18 protein-coding genes and 1 tRNA gene are annotated in these 20,088 nt (G+C 61.9%); 14 read left to right on the top strand and 5 right to left on the bottom strand.

The window, feature by feature from the left end; genetic code table 11:
- The first annotated feature begins 228 nt into the window (after positions 1 to 228).
- From RBB31_RS07860 to RBB31_RS07845, 4 genes are all read left to right on the top strand, one after another.
- Positions 229 to 1,332, top strand: a complete 1,104-nt coding sequence (locus tag RBB31_RS07860) for an ABC transporter ATP-binding protein (protein ID WP_306128727.1) — start codon at positions 229 to 231, stop codon at positions 1,330 to 1,332.
- 113 nt (positions 1,333 to 1,445) lie between these two features.
- Positions 1,446 to 2,558: an extracellular solute-binding protein gene (locus RBB31_RS07855; RefSeq protein WP_306128726.1), complete on the top strand. Its 1,113-nt coding sequence runs from the start codon at positions 1,446 to 1,448 to the stop codon at positions 2,556 to 2,558.
- 88 nt (positions 2,559 to 2,646) lie between these two features.
- Complete coding sequence (locus RBB31_RS07850; protein ID WP_306128725.1) at positions 2,647 to 4,386, top strand: ABC transporter permease; 1,740 nt, start codon at positions 2,647 to 2,649, stop codon at positions 4,384 to 4,386.
- Between the two features lie 3 nt (positions 4,387 to 4,389).
- Positions 4,390 to 5,619 carry an ABC transporter permease gene (locus RBB31_RS07845; RefSeq protein WP_306128724.1) on the top strand — a complete coding sequence of 410 codons (1,230 nt, stop codon included), beginning with the start codon at positions 4,390 to 4,392 and terminating at the stop codon, positions 5,617 to 5,619.
- A 55-nt stretch (positions 5,620 to 5,674) separates the two neighbouring features.
- On the opposite strand, the gene RBB31_RS07840 is transcribed toward RBB31_RS07845, so the two are convergent.
- Positions 5,675 to 7,063 carry a citrate lyase subunit alpha gene (locus tag RBB31_RS07840; RefSeq protein WP_306128723.1) on the bottom strand — a complete coding sequence of 463 codons (1,389 nt, stop codon included), beginning with the start codon at positions 7,061 to 7,063 and terminating at the stop codon, positions 5,675 to 5,677.
- A 30-nt stretch (positions 7,064 to 7,093) separates the two neighbouring features.
- Positions 7,094 to 7,960, bottom strand: a complete 867-nt coding sequence (locus RBB31_RS07835; RefSeq protein WP_306128722.1) for a branched-chain amino acid aminotransferase — start codon at positions 7,958 to 7,960, stop codon at positions 7,094 to 7,096.
- Between the two features lie 155 nt (positions 7,961 to 8,115).
- On the opposite strand from RBB31_RS07835, the gene RBB31_RS07830 reads away from it, so the two are divergent.
- The 6 genes from RBB31_RS07830 (at position 8,116) to RBB31_RS07805 (ending at position 13,890) form a co-directional block, all read left to right on the top strand.
- The gene (locus tag RBB31_RS07830; RefSeq protein ID WP_306128797.1) at positions 8,116 to 8,613 is read left to right on the top strand and encodes a MarR family winged helix-turn-helix transcriptional regulator; all 498 of its coding nucleotides are present in this window, start codon (positions 8,116 to 8,118) and stop codon (positions 8,611 to 8,613) included.
- On the top strand, positions 8,610 to 9,311 hold the full coding sequence (locus tag RBB31_RS07825; protein WP_306128721.1) for a response regulator: 702 nt from the start codon (positions 8,610 to 8,612) through the stop codon (positions 9,309 to 9,311). Before RBB31_RS07830 ends, RBB31_RS07825 begins: the two co-directional genes overlap by 4 nt.
- Before the next feature lie 321 nt (positions 9,312 to 9,632).
- On the top strand, positions 9,633 to 11,036 hold the full coding sequence (leuC, locus tag RBB31_RS07820) for a 3-isopropylmalate dehydratase large subunit (protein ID WP_306128720.1): 1,404 nt from the start codon (positions 9,633 to 9,635) through the stop codon (positions 11,034 to 11,036).
- Positions 11,036 to 11,641 (top strand): 3-isopropylmalate dehydratase small subunit, encoded by a 606-nt coding sequence (leuD, locus tag RBB31_RS07815; protein WP_306128719.1) that lies wholly within the window; start codon positions 11,036 to 11,038, stop codon positions 11,639 to 11,641. Before leuC ends, leuD begins: the two co-directional genes overlap by 1 nt.
- A 363-nt stretch (positions 11,642 to 12,004) precedes the next feature.
- Positions 12,005 to 12,844, top strand: a complete 840-nt coding sequence (locus RBB31_RS07810; RefSeq protein WP_306128718.1) for a hypothetical protein — start codon at positions 12,005 to 12,007, stop codon at positions 12,842 to 12,844.
- A gap of 122 nt (positions 12,845 to 12,966) precedes the next feature.
- The gene (locus RBB31_RS07805) at positions 12,967 to 13,890 is read left to right on the top strand and encodes an endonuclease/exonuclease/phosphatase family protein (RefSeq protein ID WP_306128717.1); all 924 of its coding nucleotides are present in this window, start codon (positions 12,967 to 12,969) and stop codon (positions 13,888 to 13,890) included.
- Here RBB31_RS07805 and RBB31_RS07800 read toward each other — a convergent pair.
- Positions 13,854 to 14,897: an epimerase gene (locus RBB31_RS07800; RefSeq protein WP_306128716.1), complete on the bottom strand. Its 1,044-nt coding sequence runs from the start codon at positions 14,895 to 14,897 to the stop codon at positions 13,854 to 13,856. The genes RBB31_RS07805 and RBB31_RS07800 overlap by 37 nt on opposite strands.
- On the opposite strand from RBB31_RS07800, the gene RBB31_RS07795 reads away from it, so the two are divergent.
- Both RBB31_RS07795 and leuB read left to right on the top strand, forming a co-directional pair.
- Positions 14,896 to 15,780 (top strand): LysR family transcriptional regulator, encoded by an 885-nt coding sequence (locus RBB31_RS07795; protein ID WP_306128715.1) that lies wholly within the window; start codon positions 14,896 to 14,898, stop codon positions 15,778 to 15,780. The two genes, RBB31_RS07800 and RBB31_RS07795, sit on opposite strands and share 2 nt — an antisense overlap.
- 57 nt (positions 15,781 to 15,837) lie before the next feature.
- On the top strand, positions 15,838 to 16,944 hold the full coding sequence (gene leuB / locus RBB31_RS07790; protein WP_306128714.1) for a 3-isopropylmalate dehydrogenase: 1,107 nt from the start codon (positions 15,838 to 15,840) through the stop codon (positions 16,942 to 16,944).
- On the opposite strand, the gene RBB31_RS07785 is transcribed toward leuB, so the two are convergent.
- Positions 16,941 to 17,828, bottom strand: a complete 888-nt coding sequence (locus RBB31_RS07785) for a CHAD domain-containing protein (RefSeq protein WP_306128713.1) — start codon at positions 17,826 to 17,828, stop codon at positions 16,941 to 16,943. The two genes, leuB and RBB31_RS07785, sit on opposite strands and share 4 nt — an antisense overlap.
- A gap of 92 nt (positions 17,829 to 17,920) precedes the next feature.
- Between RBB31_RS07785 and RBB31_RS07780 the strand changes: the two genes are divergently transcribed.
- Positions 17,921 to 17,997, top strand: a tRNA-Pro gene (locus RBB31_RS07780).
- 156 nt (positions 17,998 to 18,153) lie between these two features.
- Here RBB31_RS07780 and RBB31_RS07775 read toward each other — a convergent pair.
- The gene (locus RBB31_RS07775) at positions 18,154 to 19,194 is read right to left on the bottom strand and encodes a zinc-dependent alcohol dehydrogenase family protein (protein WP_371931310.1); all 1,041 of its coding nucleotides are present in this window, start codon (positions 19,192 to 19,194) and stop codon (positions 18,154 to 18,156) included.
- Positions 19,195 to 19,280: 86 nt separating this feature from the next.
- Here RBB31_RS07775 and RBB31_RS07770 point away from each other — a divergent pair, with 86 nt between their 5' ends.
- Complete coding sequence (locus RBB31_RS07770) at positions 19,281 to 20,060, top strand: hydroxypyruvate isomerase family protein (RefSeq protein WP_306128711.1); 780 nt, start codon at positions 19,281 to 19,283, stop codon at positions 20,058 to 20,060.
- Positions 20,061 to 20,088 lie beyond the last annotated feature (28 nt).

The raw sequence follows: 20,088 nt of genomic DNA, 5'->3' as shown, positions 1-20,088 counted from the left end.
AAATCACATGCCGGGCCGTCATTGGGGCAAACCGCTGGTGCAATCGTGCGCAAGATGGGTTCATGTTTGGCACCTCGCAGGAAAAGTGACTGTTTGATGAGCGTAGCCAGTCGATTCGCCTTCAGGGGAAGAATTTAAAGGAGATCGCTTGCATCACTGCCGGAATCTGTCTTTATTTCCTGCCGAGCGCGGAGCAACCGCGAGTAAGAATATTATGGGGAGACACTCTTGACCGAATCGCAAGCGAGCGATGCGTTCGTCGCATTTGATCGCGTTCAGAAAAGTTACGACGGCGAGACGCTGGTCGTAAAGGATCTGAACCTTTCCATGCCCAAGGGCGAGTTCCTGACGATGCTGGGGCCGTCGGGATCCGGCAAGACCACATGTCTGATGATGCTGGCAGGTTTCGAGACGGCCACGCACGGGCGAATCCTACTGGACGGCGTCTCGATCAACGATATTCCGCCGCACAAGCGGGGCATCGGCATGGTGTTCCAGAACTATGCCCTCTTCCCGCACATGACAGTGGCCGAGAACCTGTCCTTCCCGCTGGAGGTGCGCAAGATCGGCAAGTCCGACCGCGAGACGAAGGTCAAGCGGGCGCTGGACATGGTGCAAATGGGTGCCTTCGGCGGGCGCCGCCCGGCGCAGTTGTCGGGCGGTCAACAACAGCGGATCGCATTGGCTCGGGCGCTGGTGTTCGAGCCCGAGCTGGTCCTGATGGACGAGCCTTTGGGCGCGCTCGACAAACAACTGCGCGAGCACATGCAGTTCGAGATCACCAAGCTGGCACACGACTTGGGCATCACCACTGTTTACGTGACCCACGACCAGACCGAAGCGCTCACCATGTCGGACCGCGTCGCGGTGTTCGACGATGGCCGCATCCAGCAGCTGGCGCCGCCGGACGAGCTTTATGAAAGTCCGCAGAACAGCTTTGTCGCGCAGTTCATCGGTGAGAACAACACGCTGGAAGGCACCGTCAAGGAGATCGAGGGCGGCCTCGCGCAGGTGCAGTTGGATGATGGTGGAATCATCGACTGCAAGCCGGTCAACGTCAGCAAGGTCGGCGAGCGCACGCGCGTCTCGATCCGGCCGGAACGCGTGGAATTCGACAAGAAACGCCTCAAGGAAGGCACGCATACGATCAAGGCCGAGGTGCTGGAATTCATCTATATGGGTGATATTTTCCGCACCCGTCTGAGCGTGGCGGGTAACGACAATTTCGTGATCAAGTCGCGTAACGCGCCGGACCAGACCCGGCTGACACCGGGCGAGACGATAGAGATCGGCTGGCTGCCCGAGGATTGCCGCGCGCTGGATGCGAACTAGGAGTTAAAGGCATTCGAGCGGGCCACCGCGCCAGCTCGGATAGAACGAGGTCCGCATGTTGTTCCCGTGACATGGGGCCCGAAAGGTAAACGGGAGTACTTTGGGAGAATGACATGAAACTGACGAAAACACTCATGGCGACGACCGCACTGACGGTTGCTGCCGCGTCGGCTCACGCACAGGAAATGGCCGACTCGATGACCGTCGTGTCCTGGGGCGGCGCCTATCAGGCGAGCCAGCAGAAAGCCTATACCGAGCCGTACATGGAGATGAACGAAGGCCTGGAAGTGATCTGGGACGAAAGCTCGAACGAGGCCGTGGCCAAGCTGCGCGCCATGGACGAGGCCGGGAACATCACCTGGGATGTTGTCGATGTGGTGGCCGCCGATGCGCTGCGCCTCTGCGACGAAGGCCTGGCGATGGAAATCGACCCCGAAGAGCATCTGGCCGCCGCCCCCGATGGCACCTCGGCAGAGGAAGATTTCGGCGAACTGCTGGTCGGTGACTGCTTCATCCCGCAGATCGTCTACTCGACCACCTTCGGCTATCGCACCGACATGGTGCCGGAAGGCGTGGAAGCGCCGAACGACATCTGCGACGTGTTCGACCTGGAAACCTATCCGGGCAAGCGCGCGCTGGAAAAGCGCCCGATCAACAACGTCGAATGGGCGCTGCTTTGTGACGGCGTTCCGAAAGAAGAAGTCTACGACGTTCTGGCCACCGACGAAGGCCAGCAGCGGGCGCTGGACAAGCTGGCAACCATCAAGGACGACGTGATCTGGTGGTCCGCCGGTGCCGACACCCCGCAGCTTCTGGCAGATGGCGAGGTCTTCATGGGCTCGACCTATAACGGCCGCCTGTTTGCCGCGATCGAAGAGCAGGATCAGCCGATCGGCATGATGTGGGACGCGCAGGTCTTCGACCTGGACGGCTGGATCATCCCCGAAGGCTTGCCCGAGGATCGTCTGGCGCGCGCCATGGACTTCATCATGTTCGCCACCGACACCCAGCGTCTGGCCGATCAGGCCAAGTATATTTCGTACGGTCCGGCACGTGCCTCCTCGGCACCGCTGGTGGGTCAGCACGCCGATCTGGGCATCGACATGGCGCCGCACATGCCGACGGACCCGGAGAACGCCAAGAACACGTTCCTCTACAACTACGAGTTCTGGGCTGACTACCGCGACGACATCGACGCCAAGTTCCAGGCGTGGCTGGCACAATAAGCGGTTCGCATAGTGAAATCCGGAAGGGCCGTCCGCGGCCCTTCCACACCGACAAAAAACAATACAACAAACGGCCGACGGGGACTTTATGAGCGATGTGACTGACGCGACGACCGGGAAGGTGGCACCCACACCCGATGACGGGCTGCGCATTGCGGACAGCAACGAGGGCGGCCCGGTTCTGGCTGCAGACGGCACACCGCTAAAGAAAAGCCTTTCGCGCACACTGCGCCGCCAGAAGATGCGAGCGCTGCTGCTCATCGCGCCGTTGCTGATTTTTGTTCTTGTAACCTTCATCGTTCCCATCGTCTCGATGCTGCTGCGGTCGGTCGACAACACGATCGTGCCCGATACCCTGCCGCAAACCGTCAGCGCCATTTCCGAGTGGGATCCGACGGCGAGCGACCTGCCGGGCGAACCCGTCTATGAGGCGCTCTACTATGACCTGTTCCTTGCCTCCGAGGCGAAGGAGCACACCAAACTGGGCACACGCCTGAATTACGAACAAACCGGCCTGTCGTCACAGTTTCGCTCGGTCGGACGCGACCTTGACGAGATCGGCGAAGACCAGATCGATGCGCTTGAAGATCTGGCCGAGGACACCTGGGACAATGAGACATTCTGGTTCGATCTGATGCGCGGCGGCGAAACGGCCGAGAACTCCGACCAGGATGTGCTGGACCGTGCCCGGGCCCGGTTGCGGACCCTGACAGGCGACAGCTTTACCGGCGGAACCGGATTTCTGCCCGGAGCGGAAATTTCCGCGCTGCTGCCGCGAACCGCGTATGAATATGCCAGCTTTGCAGTCTATACGGCTATCGCTGAAGAAGATGTCGTCGCCGAGGAAGAACCTTGGGAGTCGGTCAAGATCGCCCTGATCCAGGAATTGCAGGCCGGTGCCGATGTGGCGTCATACAGCGGTTTCGGAGCAGAGCAACTTGTTGCGGCGCAGGAGATGCTAGCAGATCAGCCGCAGCTGAATTTCAAGGACTCGTTTCTGGAGATCGACGAGGGCTGGGGCAATCCGCGAACCTGGAAGACGCTTAGCGTTTACAAATCGTCCTACACGTCGGGATATTTCCTGAACGCAGCCGATTATCAGCTTGGATTCGAAGGGGTCGAGGCGCGGCCCGAAAATCAGCAGATCTACATCACCTTGTTCATGCGCACGCTTTACATGTCGCTGATCATCACGGGCAGTTGCATCCTCTTGGGCTATCCGGTGGCGTGGATCCTGGCCAATCTGCCGTTGCGCACGGCGAACGTGCTGATGATCCTCGTTCTGCTGCCGTTCTGGACTTCGCTTCTGGTGCGGACCTCCGCGTGGAAGGTGCTGTTGCAGCAACAGGGGGTGATCAACGAGATCCTTGTCTGGCTGGGCTTCGTGGATAATGCGAACCGATTGATATTGATGAACAACGCGACGGGCACGATCATTGCCATGACGCATATCCTGCTGCCGTTCATGATCCTGCCGCTCTACTCGGTGATGAAGACGATCCCGCCGTCCTACCTTCGCGCGGCGAAATCGCTGGGCGCGACGAATGTCACGGCCTTCTGGCGGGTCTACTTCCCGCAATCGGTGCCGGGCATCGGCGCGGGCTCGATCCTCGTCTTCATCCTGTCGATCGGCTATTACATCACGCCCGAGATCGTGGGCGGCACCGACGGAGTCTTCATCTCGAACCGGATCGCCTATCACATTTCCAGCTCGCTGAACTGGGGTCTGGCGGCCGCGCTGGGAACGATCCTGCTGGTCGTCGTGCTGGTGCTTTACTGGTGCTACGACAGGATCGTGGGCATCGATAACGTCAAGTTGGGGGGCTAGGTCATGACCGATCAAGACGATGGCTACACAGTCACCATTCCGCGCCCGCCGCTGACCGGGTTCACCTTGCCACTGACGGCGGTTCTGGGCGCGATGTTCGGATTTGTCGCCGGTAACGTCTATGGTCAGCCTTGGCTTGGCGCGCTTGTCGGCGCGGCCATCGGCGCCGGGATCGCGATGCTGGCGCATCAGATGTCACGTCAGCGCACGCAAACCCGCTGGGGTATAATCGCGGCCTTCGCCATCGCGGGATTTGTCGCCGGCGGGCTTGGCGCGGCGATTTCCGGCGTGATCATCGGCGCGGTTCTCAGTTGGTTCGCGTACTGGCTCGACACCGGCGATTACCGCAAGAACGTGCCGATCTATTACACCCCCGGCCAGGTGCTGTGGCACAACACTTTCCTGTTCATCTGCGGGCTTGTGTTCTTCTTCCTGATCGCGCCGCTGATCCCGGTGATGTGGCTGAGTTTCAATGCCGAGAACTTCTTTACCTTCACGCCCGAGATGCTGAACTTCCAGGCCGAGGGCTATTCGCTGAAGCACTACCGCGATTTCTTGGGCACGGACGAGTGGATGACGCCGCTGAAGAACTCGCTGATCATCGCGCCCTTCGCGACGTTCATCTCGGTCAGCCTGGGCACGCTGGCGGCCATTGGCCTGTCGCAAAGCCATGTGCCCGGGCGGCAGGCGATCATGGCGATCCTGATCTCGCCGATGATCGTGCCGCTGATCATTTCGGCCACCGGCATGTTCTTTTTCTACGCACCGCTGGGCAACTGGCTGGAGGCGAACCTTGGCCTCGACCAGGCCTTCGTCGGATACGTGAAAGTGATCCTGGCACACGCGGCCCTGGGCGTGCCGTTTGTCATCATCACGGTGACGGCGACGCTGGTCGGCTTCGACCGCTCGCTGACACGGGCCTCGGCCAACATGGGCGCAAACCCGGTGACGACGTTCTTCCGGGTTCAGATGCCGCTCATCCTGCCGGGCGTGATCTCGGGCGGGCTTTTCGCCTTCATCACGTCCTTTGACGAGGTGGTCGTGGTGCTGTTCGTCGGCTCGGCGCAGCAACAGACCCTGCCGTGGCAGATGTTCACCGGCCTGCGCGAGCAGATCTCGCCGACGATCCTTGCCGCGGCGACAATCCTTGTGACAATCTCGATCCTGCTGCTGACCACGGTGGAGCTGTTGCGCCGCCGGTCGGAGCGCCTGCGCGGACTGAGCCCGGGCTGAGACAGGGACATATTCAAAGGGGAAGCCGGGCCTACTTGCCCGGCTTTTCTATTGCTTAAGGGTCCAGCGCGCGCACGCGGTCGATCACGGTGCCGTCCGGCGCTTCGCACTCGGCAACGATGCGTTCAGCGAACCTGGGCGTTACACTTTGCGTGGCCTGTGCTTCGGCCTTGCCGCGCAGGTCGTCGAGAGACGTCAGAGGCAACCCGGCGCTCTTCGCGGCCCGCGCCAGCTCTGGGACGGCGGGGGAGATGGCGATGCCTTCTTCCGTGACCACGGCGCCAATGGTGTCGCCCGGCGTGGTGAGACAGGTCAGCCGTTCGACCAGCTTGGGAAACCCGCCGGCGCAAAGCGGGGTTGTCACGATGGCCAGCTTCGCGCCAGCAGCGGTGTCGGCATGGCCGCCCGATCCGCCGATGATACGCCCGTCGCTGGCGCAGGTGACGTTGACGTTGAAATTCATGTCGACCTCGGCCGCGCCGAGGATCATCACGTCAAGCCGGGACGCCGCGCTGTCGGGATTAGCCGGGCTCGCGTAATCCCACGCGGACATCGCGAAATGCGCGGTGTCATTGGCATAGGAGGCCACGGCGGCTCCGTCGAAGGCCTGAACGTCGAGCAGTCGGCGGAAGAGACCGGAATGCAGCATTTGCACCAGTGGCCCGGTGATGCCGCCTGCGGCGAAATCGCCAACCACGCCGCGTTCGGCCATGACGGGCGCCAGGCTGCGTGCAACGGCAAGAGATGTCGCGCCGGCGCCGGTCTGGAAACTGAACCCGTCTTTCAGAAGGCCGCTGCAGCCAATGAGGCGGGCAGTCAGGTCGGCGATGGCCTGCCCCTTGGGCGACGGCGCACGGGCGGTCGTGCCGGAGGCCACCTGCTGCGCATCACCGATGCTGTCGACGGTGACCACGAGATCGACCTGCGCGGCCGGGATGCAGACACGCGGCAAGTCATAGACATAGTGATCGGTGACCGTCGTGACGTAACGGGCATGGGCGGCATCGACCATGGCGTATCCAAGCGGGCCACAGGCGTTCGGGCCCGCAGCGCCGCCGAGGTTGCGTTCGGTGTCCACTGCCGGTGCGGCGATGAACGCCGCGTCGATTTTGAGCCGGCCCGAGGCGATGGCCTCGGCCCGACCGCCATGGGATTGCAGGCGGACCGGATGAGGCAGAAGACCGCGCTGCACCGTCTCTGCGAGGGGCCCGTTCATGTAGGACGTGGTGATCCGAGTAACGGTGCCGTCTTTCACGAAAGGGATCAGGGCAGCATGGCAGGGAAAGAGCGACGAGGGCGCGATGTGCAGGTCGCGCAGGCCCTCTTCGGCGCAGGTCTGCAAGACCTCGCGCATAAGGTCGTCGCCGTTTCGCAAATGATGGTGAAACGACAGTGTCGCACCGTCCCGCAGGCTCGCAGCCCCGATCGCGGTGCGCACACTCATTTCCTGGCGCGGCAGGCGAAAGCCATGGCCTTACGCCCGCACCAGTTTCTCGTAGCTCTCCGCGATGTCGCGGGTCAGCGCGCCGACCTCGAAATTGTAGTCGCCGATCTGGCCCACGGGCGTGACCTCGGCGGCGGTGCCGGTCAGCCAGCATTGCTCGAAGCCTTCCAGCTCCTCGGGCATGATGTAACGCTCGTGCACCTTGACCTGGCGGTCTTTCAGCATCCCGATGACGGTCTGGCGCGTGATCCCGTTGAGGAAGCAGTCGGGATCGGGCGTGTGCACCTCGCCATCCTTGACGAAGAAGATGTTGGCGCCCGTCGCCTCGGCCACGTAGCCGCGATAATCGAACATCATCGCATCGGAACAGCCCTTCGCCTCGGCGGCGTGTTTCGACAGGGTGCAGATCATGTAGAGACCGGCGGCCTTGGCGTGGCTGGGGATGGTTTCGGGGCTGGGCCGCTTCCACTTGGAAATGTCGAGCTTGGCACCCTTCATCTTGGCATCGCCGTAATAGGCGCCCCATTCCCAGGCGGCGATGGCCAGGCGGACGGGGTTGCGGGCCGACGCGACGCCCATATCCTCGCCCGCGCCGCGCCATGCGACTGCGCGGACATAGGCGTTCTCGAACCCGTTGGCTTGCAGAACTTCCATCTTGGCGGCCTCGATCTCGTCCACCGTGTAGGGGATTTCGAAATCGAGCTGGCCAGCGGAAAAGTGCAGGCGTTCCGAATGCTTGCGGCTCTCGAAGATCCTGCCGTTGTAGCACCGCTCGCCCTCGAACACGGAACTGGCGTAGTGCAGGCCGTGGGTCAGAATATGCACATTCGCGTCCCGCCATTCGACCAGCTTTCCGTCCATCCAGATCTTGCCGTCCCGATCATCATATGCTGCCATTTCCGCCTCCTCAGCCTGACTTTTTCCATTTGTTGCGCGTCAAACGTCCGAAGCGGACATAAAATTGCGCAGAAACTGCGATTCGCTACCAGTTTGATCTTGGAATGTCAACAAGGCTGACTTATCTTGTCGCCGAGTATGACGGGAGGATGATGATGGCCGAGGTGCATAGCGGCGAAAGCCTGCTGTTCCTGACTGATGAACAGCTGCGCCAGGGGATCGAGGCGATGTTCTTCGCCTACCGGGGGTTCACTGCGGACCCGGATCGCATCCTTGCCACCATGGCCTATGGCCGTGCGCATCACCGCGCGCTGCATTTCATCGCGCGGCGGCCGGGTACCACGGTCAACAACCTGCTGGGCATCCTCGGCGTGACCAAGCAGTCGCTGAACCGTGTACTGCGAACTCTGGTCGAGGACGGGCTGGTGGAAAGCCGGCAGGGCAAATCGGACCGGCGTGAACGCAACCTGACCCTGACGGACAAGGGCCGCGCGCTTGAGCAGACCCTTTCGGACGCACAGCGCGCTCGAATGCGGGCCGCGTATCGCAAGGCGGGCCCCGAGGCCGTCGCGGGGTTCCGGCAAGTGCTGGAAGCAATGATGGACCCTGACATGCGCCGAAAGTATCATGCGATCCGGGAGACAGATAAATGAACGATCCGGCGCCTCACCTGCTGATCATCGATGACGACGAGCGCATCCGCGATCTTCTGCGCAAGTTCCTTGCGCGCAACGGTTTTCTGGTATCTGTGGCGCGGGATGCCAGCCACGCGCGTCGTGTTCTGTTGGGGTTGGAGTTCGACCTGATCGTGATGGACGTGATGATGCCCGGCGAGGATGGCGTGATGCTGACACGGGCGTTGCGCGAGAAGATTCAAACGCCCATTCTATTGTTGACCGCAAAGGGTGAGACCGACGAGCGTATCGCGGGGCTCGAGGCCGGTGCGGACGACTATCTTCCCAAACCGTTCGAGCCCAAGGAGCTGTTGTTGCGGATCAACGCGATCTTGCGGCGGATGCCGGAGCCCGCACCGGAACAGATCGCGCCGAAAGTTCTGAGCATGGGCCCGGTGCGTTTCGATATCGAACGGTCGGAACTGATGCGCGGTGAAGACCTTGTCCGGCTGACGGCAACCGAGGTTCAGCTGATGCGCATCTTTGCCGAGAACCTGCGCGAGCCGGTTAGCCGCACCAAGCTGGTCGAGGATCTGGGGCGCGACAAGGGGCAGGCGCAGGAACGCGCGGTGGATGTTCAGATCACTCGGTTGCGGCGCAAGATCGAGGCCGACCCGAAGCAGCCGCGCTATTTGCAGACGGTGCGCGGCGAAGGATACATGCTGGCGCCGGATTGAGGCGTGATCCGAAGGGGCGGCCGCGCCGCGCAGGCTTGATGGATTGGGGGCCAGCCCCCAGGGTTGAAGCGCTGCTTCAACCGAACCCCCGGGATATTTACGGCCAGAAGAAGAGGCGGTTCGGTCCGCGGTTTCGTTGTGCTCTTGATAGACTCGGAGCGGGGTTGTATCTGACAGTGATGATACGGGTTTTCGACATGGACGATCGTGCGCGCCTGCCCTGGCGTTTCTTCGGTGCGGCCTGCACGGTTCTGGCACGCCTATAAGGCGGTGCCGATACCTGCCATTTTGAGATTTCACTGACACGACGGGAGAGGACCGATGTCCCCCAAGACACTTTATGACAAGATCTGGGATGCCCACCTGGCACATGAGGCCGAGGACGGCACCTGCCTGCTTTATATCGACCGGCATCTCGTGCACGAGGTGACGAGCCCGCAGGCCTTTGAAGGGCTGCGCATGGCGAACCGTAAGGTGCGCGCACCGGACAAGACCATTGCCGTGCCGGACCACAACGTGCCGACCACAGAGGGGCGCGAGAATCCCGATGCCATGCCCGAGGACAGCCGCACCCAGGTGGCCGCGCTGGACAAGAACGCCAAGGATTTCGGCATCCATTATTATCCGGTCAGCGACGTACGGCAGGGAATCGTGCATATCGTTGGCCCGGAACAGGGCTGGACCTTGCCGGGCATGACCGTGGTTTGCGGCGACAGCCACACAGCGACCCATGGCGCGTTCGGTGCACTGGCGCACGGGATCGGCACGTCGGAGGTCGAGCACGTGCTGGCGACCCAGACCCTGATCCAGACCAAGTCGAAGAATATGAAGGTCGAGATCACCGGTAAGCTGCGCCCCGGTGTGACAGCCAAGGATATCACGCTTTCGGTGATCGGCCGCACCGGGACCGCTGGCGGTACGGGCTATGTCATCGAATATTGCGGCGAGGCCATCCGCGACCTTTCGATGGAAGGACGGATGACCGTCTGCAACATGGCGATCGAAGGCGGCGCACGCGCGGGCCTGATCGCACCCGATGAAAAGACCTTCGCGTACATCAAGGGCCGGCCCCATGCACCGAAGGGCGCACAGTGGGAAGCCGCCATGGACTGGTGGAAGACGCTGTATTCCGATGACGACGCCCATTGGGACAAAGTGATCACGATCAAGGGCGAGGATATCGCGCCGGTCGTCACCTGGGGCACCAGCCCCGAGGACGTGCTGCCGATCGACGGAGAGGTGCCTGCACCCGAAAGCTTTACCGGCGGCAAGACCGAGGCGGCCAAGCGCGCGTTGGAATACATGGGTCTCAAGCCCGGTCAGAAGCTGAAGGATATCGAGATCGACACGGTCTTTATCGGGTCTTGCACCAATGGCCGGATCGAAGACCTGCGCGCCGCAGCCGAGATCCTGAAAGGCAAGAAGATCAAGGTGAAGCGGGCGATGGTTGTGCCCGGCTCTGGCCTTGTCCGCGCGCAGGCCGAGGAGGAAGGCTTGGCCGAGATCTTTACCGAGGCCGGCTTCGAGTGGCGGCTTGCGGGCTGTTCCATGTGCCTGGCCATGAACCCCGACCAGCTGCAGCCGGGTGAACGGTGCGCGGCCACGTCGAACCGCAACTTCGAGGGCCGGCAGGGCCGCGGCGGACGGACCCACCTGATGAGCCCGGCCATGGCGGCCGCAGCGGCGGTGACCGGCAAGCTGACTGACATCCGGGAGATCATGTGATGGAAAAATTCGTGAAACTGACCGGCGTCGCAGCGCCGATGCCGCTGGTCAACATCGACACCGACATGATCATTCCGAAACAGTTCCTGAAGACGATCAAGCGGTCTGGGTTGGGTGCGAACCTCTTCGACGAAATGCGCTATGACGACGATGGCAACGAGATCCCCGATTTCGTGCTGAACCAGCCGGCCTATCGCGAGGCGAAAATCCTCGTGGCCGGGGATAATTTCGGGTGCGGCTCCAGCCGCGAGCACGCGCCGTGGGCTCTGCTTGATTTCGGAATTCGCTGTGTGATCTCGACCAGTTTTGCCGACATCTTCTACAACAATTGTTTCAAGAACGGCATCCTGCCCATCGCGCTTCCGCAGGAGAAGGTGGACGAGTTGATGGACGACGCGGAGCGCGGGGCGAACGCGGTGCTGACCGTTGATCTGGAAAACCAGGAAATCACCGGCCCGGATGGCGGCACCATTGGATTCGACGTGGACCCCTGGCGCAAGCACTGCCTGCTCAATGGGCTGGACGACATCGGACTGACTATGGAGAAGGCCGCTTCGATCGACGCGTTCGAGGCTAAAGCGGCGACGGAGCGTCCTTGGGTCTGATCCAGAAAACGCAAGAGATGCGCCGGTTGCCTTGTGCGGCCGGCGCAATCGTTAGATTAAAAAGTTAATCAGAATTGCAACGAATATTAGTGAATTATTGTGGTAGCTTAGCCTGAACCCCCCACATGTAGCGGGTGACCACAACGGTGCCTCGAACCCGTCAATAAATTGATGCAAACCGGCACCACCCTCACCATCAAATCGCCGGAAATTCTAAGTCTAACGACTTGGTGTCTTGAGCCGAATGGTGAAAGAAGGCAAAAATTGGGCAAGAATGAGGCAAGCCGTCATAATCGACGGACCCGAATTGGAACAATGTCGCGGCATCGCACCGCGGCAGGCCAGTTGCGAGGGAACCGGGCAGTGGTTTCGCAGATCATCAGCGCGCTGACGCGTGCCATACTCGTGGCTTTGCTGGTGGCGACACCGGCCCTAGTGCTGCCGTCGGTCGCGACGGACACGGCACAGATCGTCGTGGTGATCGCGCTGCTCTTTTCGCTTCTGACCTTCATCGAGTATTTTGGCCGGTACCCGAGTATCGTCGAATTCCGGTTTGCCCCGCCTTTCAACCGGCTGAAATTCCTGGCGCTGGTCCTGGTGGTCGTCTTGCTGTCGCTGATTGCGCGCGGCAAGATCGAGCCGAGCGCGATCACCCTGATAATCACTTACTTCGCCCAGGCAATCGGCAACGCGATGGACTTTCCGTTCTCGCCGGTGCGGCTTGTCGTGCTGATGTTGCCGCCCGACGCGACGCTGGACTTGGCCAACAGCGTCCGGATCGCGGCGGGGGTGGCCTACAGCGTGTCGCTGGTGATGATTCTGGTCTTTGTCATTCTTGTGCGCCTTCTGGGGTGGCCTATGCGCAACGGAGCCTTCAACGTCTGGGTGAACCTGCCGCTGTTCGACCCCACCCGAGGGGGCGATATCGTGGACCGGCTGCGTCGCGACTCGGGTCTTAACATTGTGTTAGGGGCTTTGCTGCCATTCTTGATCCCGGCGATCGTGAAGGCGGCATCGCTGGTGATCGAGCCGGTGTCGTTCCAGAGCGAACAAACTCTGATTTGGATGATGACCGTATGGGCCCTTCTTCCTGCAAGCATCCTGATGCGCGGCATCGCATTGATGCGCGTGGCCGAGCTGATAGAAGAGAAACGCCGGCGCGTCTACGCCAAGGCCGAGGCCGAAGGCTTGCAGAAAGCCTGATTGCCGGACTCCTGGTCTGCATCGCGGGGGCATGGCCCGCGTTTTCCGAGACCAAGATCCGCGTTGCCACGTTCAATGCCGAGCTTGAGCGAAATGGCCCCGGGCTGCTGCTGCGTGATATCTTGTCCGAGGATGATCCGCAGGTCGAGACGGTGGCACGGACCATCGCGGCGGCAAGGCCCGACATCATCGCATTGCAGGGCATCGACTATGACCATGACCTTACCGCCTTGCGCGCACTGGGCCGGCGGGTTGCGCACTACGGATATGACATGCCCCATGCTCTTGCGCTGCGCCCCAACTCCGGAATGGCCACAGGGCTGGATCTAGACGGCGACGGCCGGCTAGGGCGCGCCAGGGACGCGCAGGGATACGGAGAGTTTGCGGGCCAGGGCGGCATGGCGGTTCTGTCACGATTCCCGATCTTGAATGACGATGTGCGAGACCTGAGCGGATACCTGTGGCGCGACATGCCGGGTGCACAACTGCAACTTATGGACGGGTCGCCGTTGCTGTCCCCGGGTGTCGCCGCCGTTCAGCGGCTGTCGACCGTGGCGCATTGGGATGTCCCAATTCAGGTTGGAGATACAACCCTGCGGCTTTTGACCTTTCATGCCAGCCCGCCGGTCTTTGACGGACCGGAAGATCGGAACGGTCGCCGGAACCACGACGAGATTGTCTTTTGGCTGCATTATCTCGATGGCTTGCTTGGCGAGGCGCCGGTCAAGCGGTTCGTGCTTGCCGGCGATGCCAATCTTGATCCTGTCGACGGAGAAGGGCGCAAAGCGGCAATACGGCGCCTTCTGGCAGATGATAGGTTAGCTGACCCCAAGCCGATGCGCGATAGCGCCGAGGCGAAGGTTGGCGCGCACAAGGGTGATCCTCACCTCGACACGGTGGACTGGCCCGCGCCCGATCCGGGATCGCTGCGGGTCAGTTATGTGCTGCCGTCCATCGACTTGCGCGCCGTGGATAGCGGCATGACGCGGGGTGAGGCGGAGGCGAGCCGTCACAGGCTTGTCTGGGTCGACCTCCTGGTGAAGTGACAAGGCTGGACGCAGCGCTGCTGCCGGGCCTGGGCCAACCGCCCAGCAGCGGCCTGACCGAGCGCGTCTTCGATGTCCGTATCGCGGTAGGTGGGACACAGGTCGTGCAGGCGGATCGAGGCGAGGCTGTGAGGCGTGTCCCAGAGATAGCGCAGTTCCAAGAGTGCCTGAGCCATGGGCCAGACGGGCGCTGTCATGTGCAGCGGCAGCCACGGCATCCGTCGCGCGGTGACCGTGCGACCTGCAATCCGCGACAGATAGCCGGCGAGATGTTCGCCCGTCACGGCGTAGCCGGGGAATATAATTTCCTCGAACGTTCCCAAGCTGTGCTTTTGCCGCGAAAGGTGTTCGGCGGCCCGGGCCAGATCGGGCAGAAAGGCCCAGGCGTGCAGAGCGGTCGTTTTGCCGGGATAAAGCAGTTGCCCCTGGCTGATGCGCGAGAGCAAAACACGGTCGAACCAGCCCGCTGTCGCGTCTGTGTCGATGAAATCGCCGGCGCGCAGCAGGATCGTCTGCACACCGCTGTCGCGGTAGCCCTGTTCGATTTTCTGCCTGACGTGCCCCAGCGGCGTGGGTGCGGCCTGAGGCGTGGCCTCTGACCAGGGCACCGTGGCGTCGGGCGCGTAGACATAAGCGTTTCCGGGCAGCAGAACCGTCGCACCGGAGGTTCGGGCCGCGGCCTGAACCTCGGCGTGAAGCCGGGGAAGGTGGGTCCGCCACAGGGGGTAAGGCGGGTTCCATGCGGCAATGATGATGTCCGCGCCACGGGACGCTTTCATCAGATCGTCGCGCCGGCGGTCGAACAACTGGACGGTCCAGCCAGCATTCCAGAACGCTTCGGCTGCATGACGGCCGAAACGCCCGGTGGCGCCAAGTACAAGAACGGTTTTCTGCATCGGCTTTCGCTCCGCACGGTCTGAATTTGACGTCACGTTAGATAATTGCGTGAGAATGGGAATTGCCAATTTCTGCGCATTGGGTATGCATTTGTGAATGGTAAGCCGCATGTCTGATCTGGATTGGTCGTTGATCCGCGCATTTCTCGCCGTCGCTGAGAAGGGCTCGCTGTCCGCCGCGGCGCGGATGGTCGGGGCCAGCCAGCCAACACTCGGGAGACAGGTCCGGCAGTTGGAAGAGCAACTGGGACAGGTCCTGTTCCATCGCAAGCCGAAAGGCCTGGACTTGACCGAGAGCGGGCGGTCGCTGCTAGAGCCCGCCCGCGCCATGCATCGTGCCATGGTCGAGATCGAGCTGACCGCCGCCGGCCAGCAAACCCAAGCCACGGGTGCGGTGCGACTGACGGCCAGCGAGACCGTTTCGGTCTACATCCTGCCGCCGATCCTGGCACGGCTGCGGGACGAACATCCGGGCATCAGCATCGACGTGATGCCATCGGATAGCACCGAGAACCTTTTGTTCCGCGAGGCCGATATCGCCGTCCGCATGTACCGGCCCGAACAGCTTGAACTTGTCGTACGTCACCTCGGAGACTTCCCGCTCAGCCTGTTCGCGTCGCGTGCCTATCTGCAACAAGCAGGGCGCCCGCGCACGTTCATGGATCTCTATGATCATCCCCTGATCGGATATGATCGCAACGAAGAGATCATCCGGGGTATGCAGGAACGCGGCATGCCAGCCTCGCGCGAGATGTTTGCCTTTCGCTGCGACAGTCACACGGTGGGGTGGGAGCTTGTCCGCGCGGGATGTGGGATCGGATTTGGAATGAAAGCCCTCGGAGCCCTGCACGACGATGTCGAGGACCTGGACTTCGACATTGACCTGCCAAGCCTTCCGGTCTGGCTGGCCACGCATCAAGCCCTGCGCAGCACCCCGAGGATTGCAGTGGTCTGGGAGGCGCTGGCAAAGGGATTGAAGCCGTACCTTTCTTGACCCTTCCCGCTGCTCGGGCTACGCGGTGGCAACGACAGTGTTTCGAAAGGATTGCACATGAGCACGCCCTCGCTTCTTATTTTGCCCGGCGACGGGATCGGTCCCGAGGTGATGGTAGAGGTCCGCAAGGTGATCGACTGGTTCGGAGCCAACCGCGGGCTTTCCTTTGACGTAAGCGAGGATCTGGTCGGCGGCGCGGCCTATGACAAGCACGGCACGCCGCTGCATGACGACACGATGGAAAAGGCGCAATCCGTGGACGCGGTTCTGCTCGGCGCTGTCGGCGGTCCGAAGTACGACAACCTGGATTTTTCGGTGAAGCCGGAGCGCGGCCTGTTGCGTCTGCGCAAGGAGATGGACCTTTATTCCAACCTGCGCCCCGCACAGTGCTTTGACGCCCTGGCGGATTTCTCGAGCCTGAAAAGGGACGTGGTTGCGGGCCTGGACATCGTGATCATCCGCGAACTGACCAGTGGCATCTATTTCGGAGAGCCGCGTGGTATCGTCCAGGAAGGCAATGAACGGGTCGGCATCAACACCCAGCGGTACACCGAGTCCGAAATCGACCGTGTCGCGCGGTCTGCGTTCGAACTGGCGCGGCGCCGCTCGAACAAGGTCTGCTCGATGGAAAAGGCCAACGTCATGGAATCTGGCATCCTCTGGCGCGAAGTGGTGCAAAAGGTGCATGACGAGGATTACCCGGACGTCGAACTGAGCCACATGTATGCCGACGCCGGTGCCATGCAGCTATGCCGCTGGCCCAAGCAGTTCGACGTGATCGTCACGGACAACCTTTTCGGAGACCTTCTGTCGGACGCCGCGGCCATGCTAACAGGCAGCCTTGGGATGCTGCCCTCTGCCAGCCTCGGCGCGCCAATGGCCAATGGGCGGCCCAAGGCGCTTTACGAGCCGGTACACGGCTCGGCGCCCGATATCGCCGGGCAGGGCAAGGCCAATCCAATCGCCTGCATCCTGAGCTTTGCAATGGCCCTGCGGTACAGCTTTGATCAGGGAGACGAGGCGACGCGACTGGAGGCGGCGGTCGAAAAGGTGCTGGCCGATGGTTTGCGCACCGCAGACCTGCTTGGTGAAGAGGGGGTCGAGCCGGTGTCGACCAGCCAGATGGGCGATGCAATCGTCGCGGCCTTGTCTGACGGCCTTTAATCCGAGGCAACGTCCCAGTATCCGGCGATCCGCCGGGACAGGGCCGCCGGCTTTTCGAGCATGAGGCGTGGCGCGAGCGCGAAGGCGGCTCGCCTGAGGCAATGGCTCTGCTCCGCAGCGCAGCGGGCGATAACGTTGCGCGCGGCGTCCGGCGCGTCTTCCGCCTCCAGCGTGTCAACCAGAACGACGAGGTCATGATCGTCGCCAAGCAGATCGCCGAGCCGGTCAAGCGCGTCGATCTGTGGCTTCAGGATCTCAGGCCATCCTTCGCGTAGCAGGCGGCAATGATACCAATGGTATTTTACCCGCTTGCGCCACTCGTGAAGCGGGCCGGGGCCTGGCGTTTCCTGAACGAAGTCGTAGCGTTTGCGGGCGCGCTTGTACGTCTTTTTCAGGCCTTTCCGCAAAATGTCCTCCGGAGGACCATCGATGCGCCACGCGTCGACGTCGGCAAGAGCGTCCCGCAGCCTGTTGCGGGCGGTGGACATGCGGTCACCGAGGTCGCCAGAAGTCAGAACGCGGTCGCGCCGATCCTGCGCCCAAGCCCTGAGCGGCTGAAAGCTCTGCCCGGCTGCATCGTCGTTTGCTGCCTGTTGCAGGGTGTCCAGTGTTTCGCACAGCACCTGCGGATCCCGAATATCTGAAAACAGCCGTGCTATATCACGAAAGCGTTTGTTTTTTTCGTTATAAGTATCTCCCAACCCCGTTCGGACCAGCCTCGCCAGTCCTCGAAGCTTCTTCATGCGCTTGCGCAGGTCGTGCACGGCGCCATCGACATCGTCGCCGGCGCATTCGGTCGCGGCGAGGGCGCGGTTCAATTGGTCCTCGGCGACCCTGTGCACCTCTTCCGGCAGGGGCGCATGGGGTTCAAAATGAAAGCTCATGATCCGTCGTAAACGCCTTCCCGCACTTCCGAGTTCCCGACGATCTGCCCTTGCAAAAATATTTGCGCCGGTATAATCGGCGGGCTTACGGTCGGAGTGTAGCTCAGCCTGGTAGAGCACTGTCTTCGGGAGGCAGGGGCCGGAGGTTCGAATCCTCTCACTCCGACCAATAAAACAAGGGCCCGCCAGGCAAGCCAATGCAAAACGGTCTTCTGGAGAGCTTCAACGGTTTTGAGCCTCCAAAGCGACTTGTTCTCTGTATTTTTGATTACTTCAGAGAAAGCTCACATGGCGGCCCGACCGGCGACCTTGAACCAGATACCTGTCAGAACCCGGTAATGACCGTCGCGCCGACGCCTGCGAAGCTGTCCATGGATGTGAGCGCGTCAATGGATGCCTCGAGTGCAATCCGATTGCCGATCAACTTGTCGGGGGACACGAGGCCTGACTGAATCATCGCAAGCATGGCATCGTAGCGATGCGCTTGCATCCCGTGGCTGCCGAGGATTTCAAGCTCTTCGCCAATGACCTTCGCCATTGGCGTAGCCGGGGTGGCCTGATTGGCGAGAAGCAGGCCGACCTGCACGTGACGCCCGCGTCTGCGCAGGCTGGAGACGGAATTGAAAAAGGTCGTCGGATGACCGAGCGCATCCAGTGAGACATGCGCGCCGCCGCCAGTGGCGTCGCGCACCGCTTCGACGATGTCAGCCACCATGTTGGCGTTCACCGTCGTGGTTGCTCCGCAGCCCCTGGCGAGAGCAAGCTTGTCGTCCGAGATGTCGATGGCCACGGTATTCGCTCCGATGGCCCGCGCGATCATCAGCGCGGAGAGCCCGACTCCGCCGCAGCCATGCACCGCGACCCATTCTCCGGCCCGGCTACGGCCTTGGTCGACAACCGCGCGGAAGGCCGTGGCAAACCGGCAACCCAGGCTCGCGGCGGTCTCGAATGACATCGTGTCGGGCAGAGCGACCAAATTCAAATCGGCCTGTCCGATGGCGACGAACTGCGCAAAGGAACCCCAATGGGTGAAGCCGGGCTGGAACTGGTTGTGACAGACCTGCTGATGACCCGCGTGGCATTCCGGGCAAGCGCCGCAGCCGCCGGCGAACGGCACCGTTACCCGGTCTCCGACCTGCCACTGGCGCACCTCATTTCCGACTGCCGCGATCCGCCCGGCAAGCTCGTGCCCTGGAACGTGCGGCAGCGTGATGTCGGGGTCGTGTCCCATCCAGCCGTGCCAGTCGCTGCGGCACACGCCCGTCGCGCCAACCTCGATCACGACACCCTTGGCATCCGGCGTCGGGTCCGGCAGCGTCGCGATTTTGGGCGTTTCGCCGAACCGCTCGAACATCACGGCCTTCATCGTGTTTTCCCTTCGGTCAAACTGTCGTCTATGATTGCGATCTAGCAGGGTCATCCTGTCTGCAAAAGCGGGTTGAAGCAGGTTTCATGCCAAGGTTTTCCGCCAATCTCGGTTTTCTCTGGGCCCAGCTGGCTCTGCCGGAGGCCATCCGGGCCGCCGCAGGAGCCGGTTTCGACGCGGTGGAATGCCATTGCCCGTATGATACAGCCCCCGACGTTTTACGTAACGCGCTGCTCGAGACCGGCCTGCCCTTGTTGAGCCTGAATACCGCGTGGGGCAATGCCGATGCCGGAGACTTTGGCCTCGCCGCCCTGACCGATCGTGGCGCAGAAGCGCGCGCGGCGATTGGTGCCGCTGCCGAATATGCGCGCGTAGCCGGTGCCGGTGCGATTCACGTCATGGCGGGCAAGGCCGAGGGACCGGCGGCAAAGACGGCGTTCCTGGAGAACCTTTCCTATGCCTGTGACATTGCCCCCGATCGTACGATTCTGATCGAACCGATCAACCCGTTCGACGTGCCGGGCTATTTTCTTCGCACCACTGCCCAGGCGCAAGAAGTGATCGCTGAAGTTGGCGCGCCGAACATTAAGTTGATGTTCGATTGCTACCATGTGGCACGGGTCGAGGGAAACGTAATCGCGCGATTGCGGGCGGTCCTGCCGGATGTTGGACATATCCAGTTCGCCGCGGTTCCGGACCGTGGTGCGCCGGATCACGGCGACGTGGACTATGACATGGTCTTCCGCGAGATAGACGCGCTTGGCTGGACCAACCCTCTGGGCGCTGAGTACAGGCCCGTGGGTGAAACCAAGGCATCGCTTGGCTGGCTTGCACAGGCGCGGTCCCGCGAACGTGTGATGCGGTGAGGCAAGGTGTTATGACATGTGCAACGGG

Source organism: Roseovarius sp. MMSF_3350, assembly GCF_030733425.1.
Classification (GTDB): domain Bacteria; phylum Pseudomonadota; class Alphaproteobacteria; order Rhodobacterales; family Rhodobacteraceae; genus Roseovarius.
The sequence above is the reverse complement of the archived record's forward strand: the minus strand, read 5'-3'. Positions and strand labels throughout refer to the sequence as shown.

What these genes read in the sequence shown, in the direction of transcription:
- RBB31_RS07855 (WP_306128726.1), top strand. Translation starts at nt 1,446, where the DNA reads ATGAAACTGACGAAAACACTCATGGCGACGACCGCACTGACGGTTGCT.
- RBB31_RS07850 (WP_306128725.1), top strand. Translation starts at nt 2,647, where the DNA reads ATGAGCGATGTGACTGACGCGACGACCGGGAAGGTGGCACCCACACCC.
- RBB31_RS07845 (WP_306128724.1), top strand. Translation starts at nt 4,390, where the DNA reads ATGACCGATCAAGACGATGGCTACACAGTCACCATTCCGCGCCCGCCG.
- RBB31_RS07840 (WP_306128723.1), bottom strand. Translation starts at nt 7,063, where the DNA reads ATGAGTGTGCGCACCGCGATCGGGGCTGCGAGCCTGCGGGACGGTGCG.
- RBB31_RS07835 (WP_306128722.1), bottom strand. Translation starts at nt 7,960, where the DNA reads ATGGCAGCATATGATGATCGGGACGGCAAGATCTGGATGGACGGAAAG.
- RBB31_RS07830 (WP_306128797.1), top strand. Translation starts at nt 8,116, where the DNA reads ATGGCCGAGGTGCATAGCGGCGAAAGCCTGCTGTTCCTGACTGATGAA.
- RBB31_RS07825 (WP_306128721.1), top strand. Translation starts at nt 8,610, where the DNA reads ATGAACGATCCGGCGCCTCACCTGCTGATCATCGATGACGACGAGCGC.
- leuC (WP_306128720.1), top strand. Translation starts at nt 9,633, where the DNA reads ATGTCCCCCAAGACACTTTATGACAAGATCTGGGATGCCCACCTGGCA.
- leuD (WP_306128719.1), top strand. Translation starts at nt 11,036, where the DNA reads ATGGAAAAATTCGTGAAACTGACCGGCGTCGCAGCGCCGATGCCGCTG.
- RBB31_RS07795 (WP_306128715.1), top strand. Translation starts at nt 14,896, where the DNA reads ATGTCTGATCTGGATTGGTCGTTGATCCGCGCATTTCTCGCCGTCGCT.
- RBB31_RS07800 (WP_306128716.1), bottom strand. Translation starts at nt 14,897, where the DNA reads ATGCGGCTTACCATTCACAAATGCATACCCAATGCGCAGAAATTGGCA.
- leuB (WP_306128714.1), top strand. Translation starts at nt 15,838, where the DNA reads ATGAGCACGCCCTCGCTTCTTATTTTGCCCGGCGACGGGATCGGTCCC.
- RBB31_RS07785 (WP_306128713.1), bottom strand. Translation starts at nt 17,828, where the DNA reads ATGAGCTTTCATTTTGAACCCCATGCGCCCCTGCCGGAAGAGGTGCAC.
- RBB31_RS07775 (WP_371931310.1), bottom strand. Translation starts at nt 19,194, where the DNA reads ATGAAGGCCGTGATGTTCGAGCGGTTCGGCGAAACGCCCAAAATCGCG.
- RBB31_RS07770 (WP_306128711.1), top strand. Translation starts at nt 19,281, where the DNA reads ATGCCAAGGTTTTCCGCCAATCTCGGTTTTCTCTGGGCCCAGCTGGCT.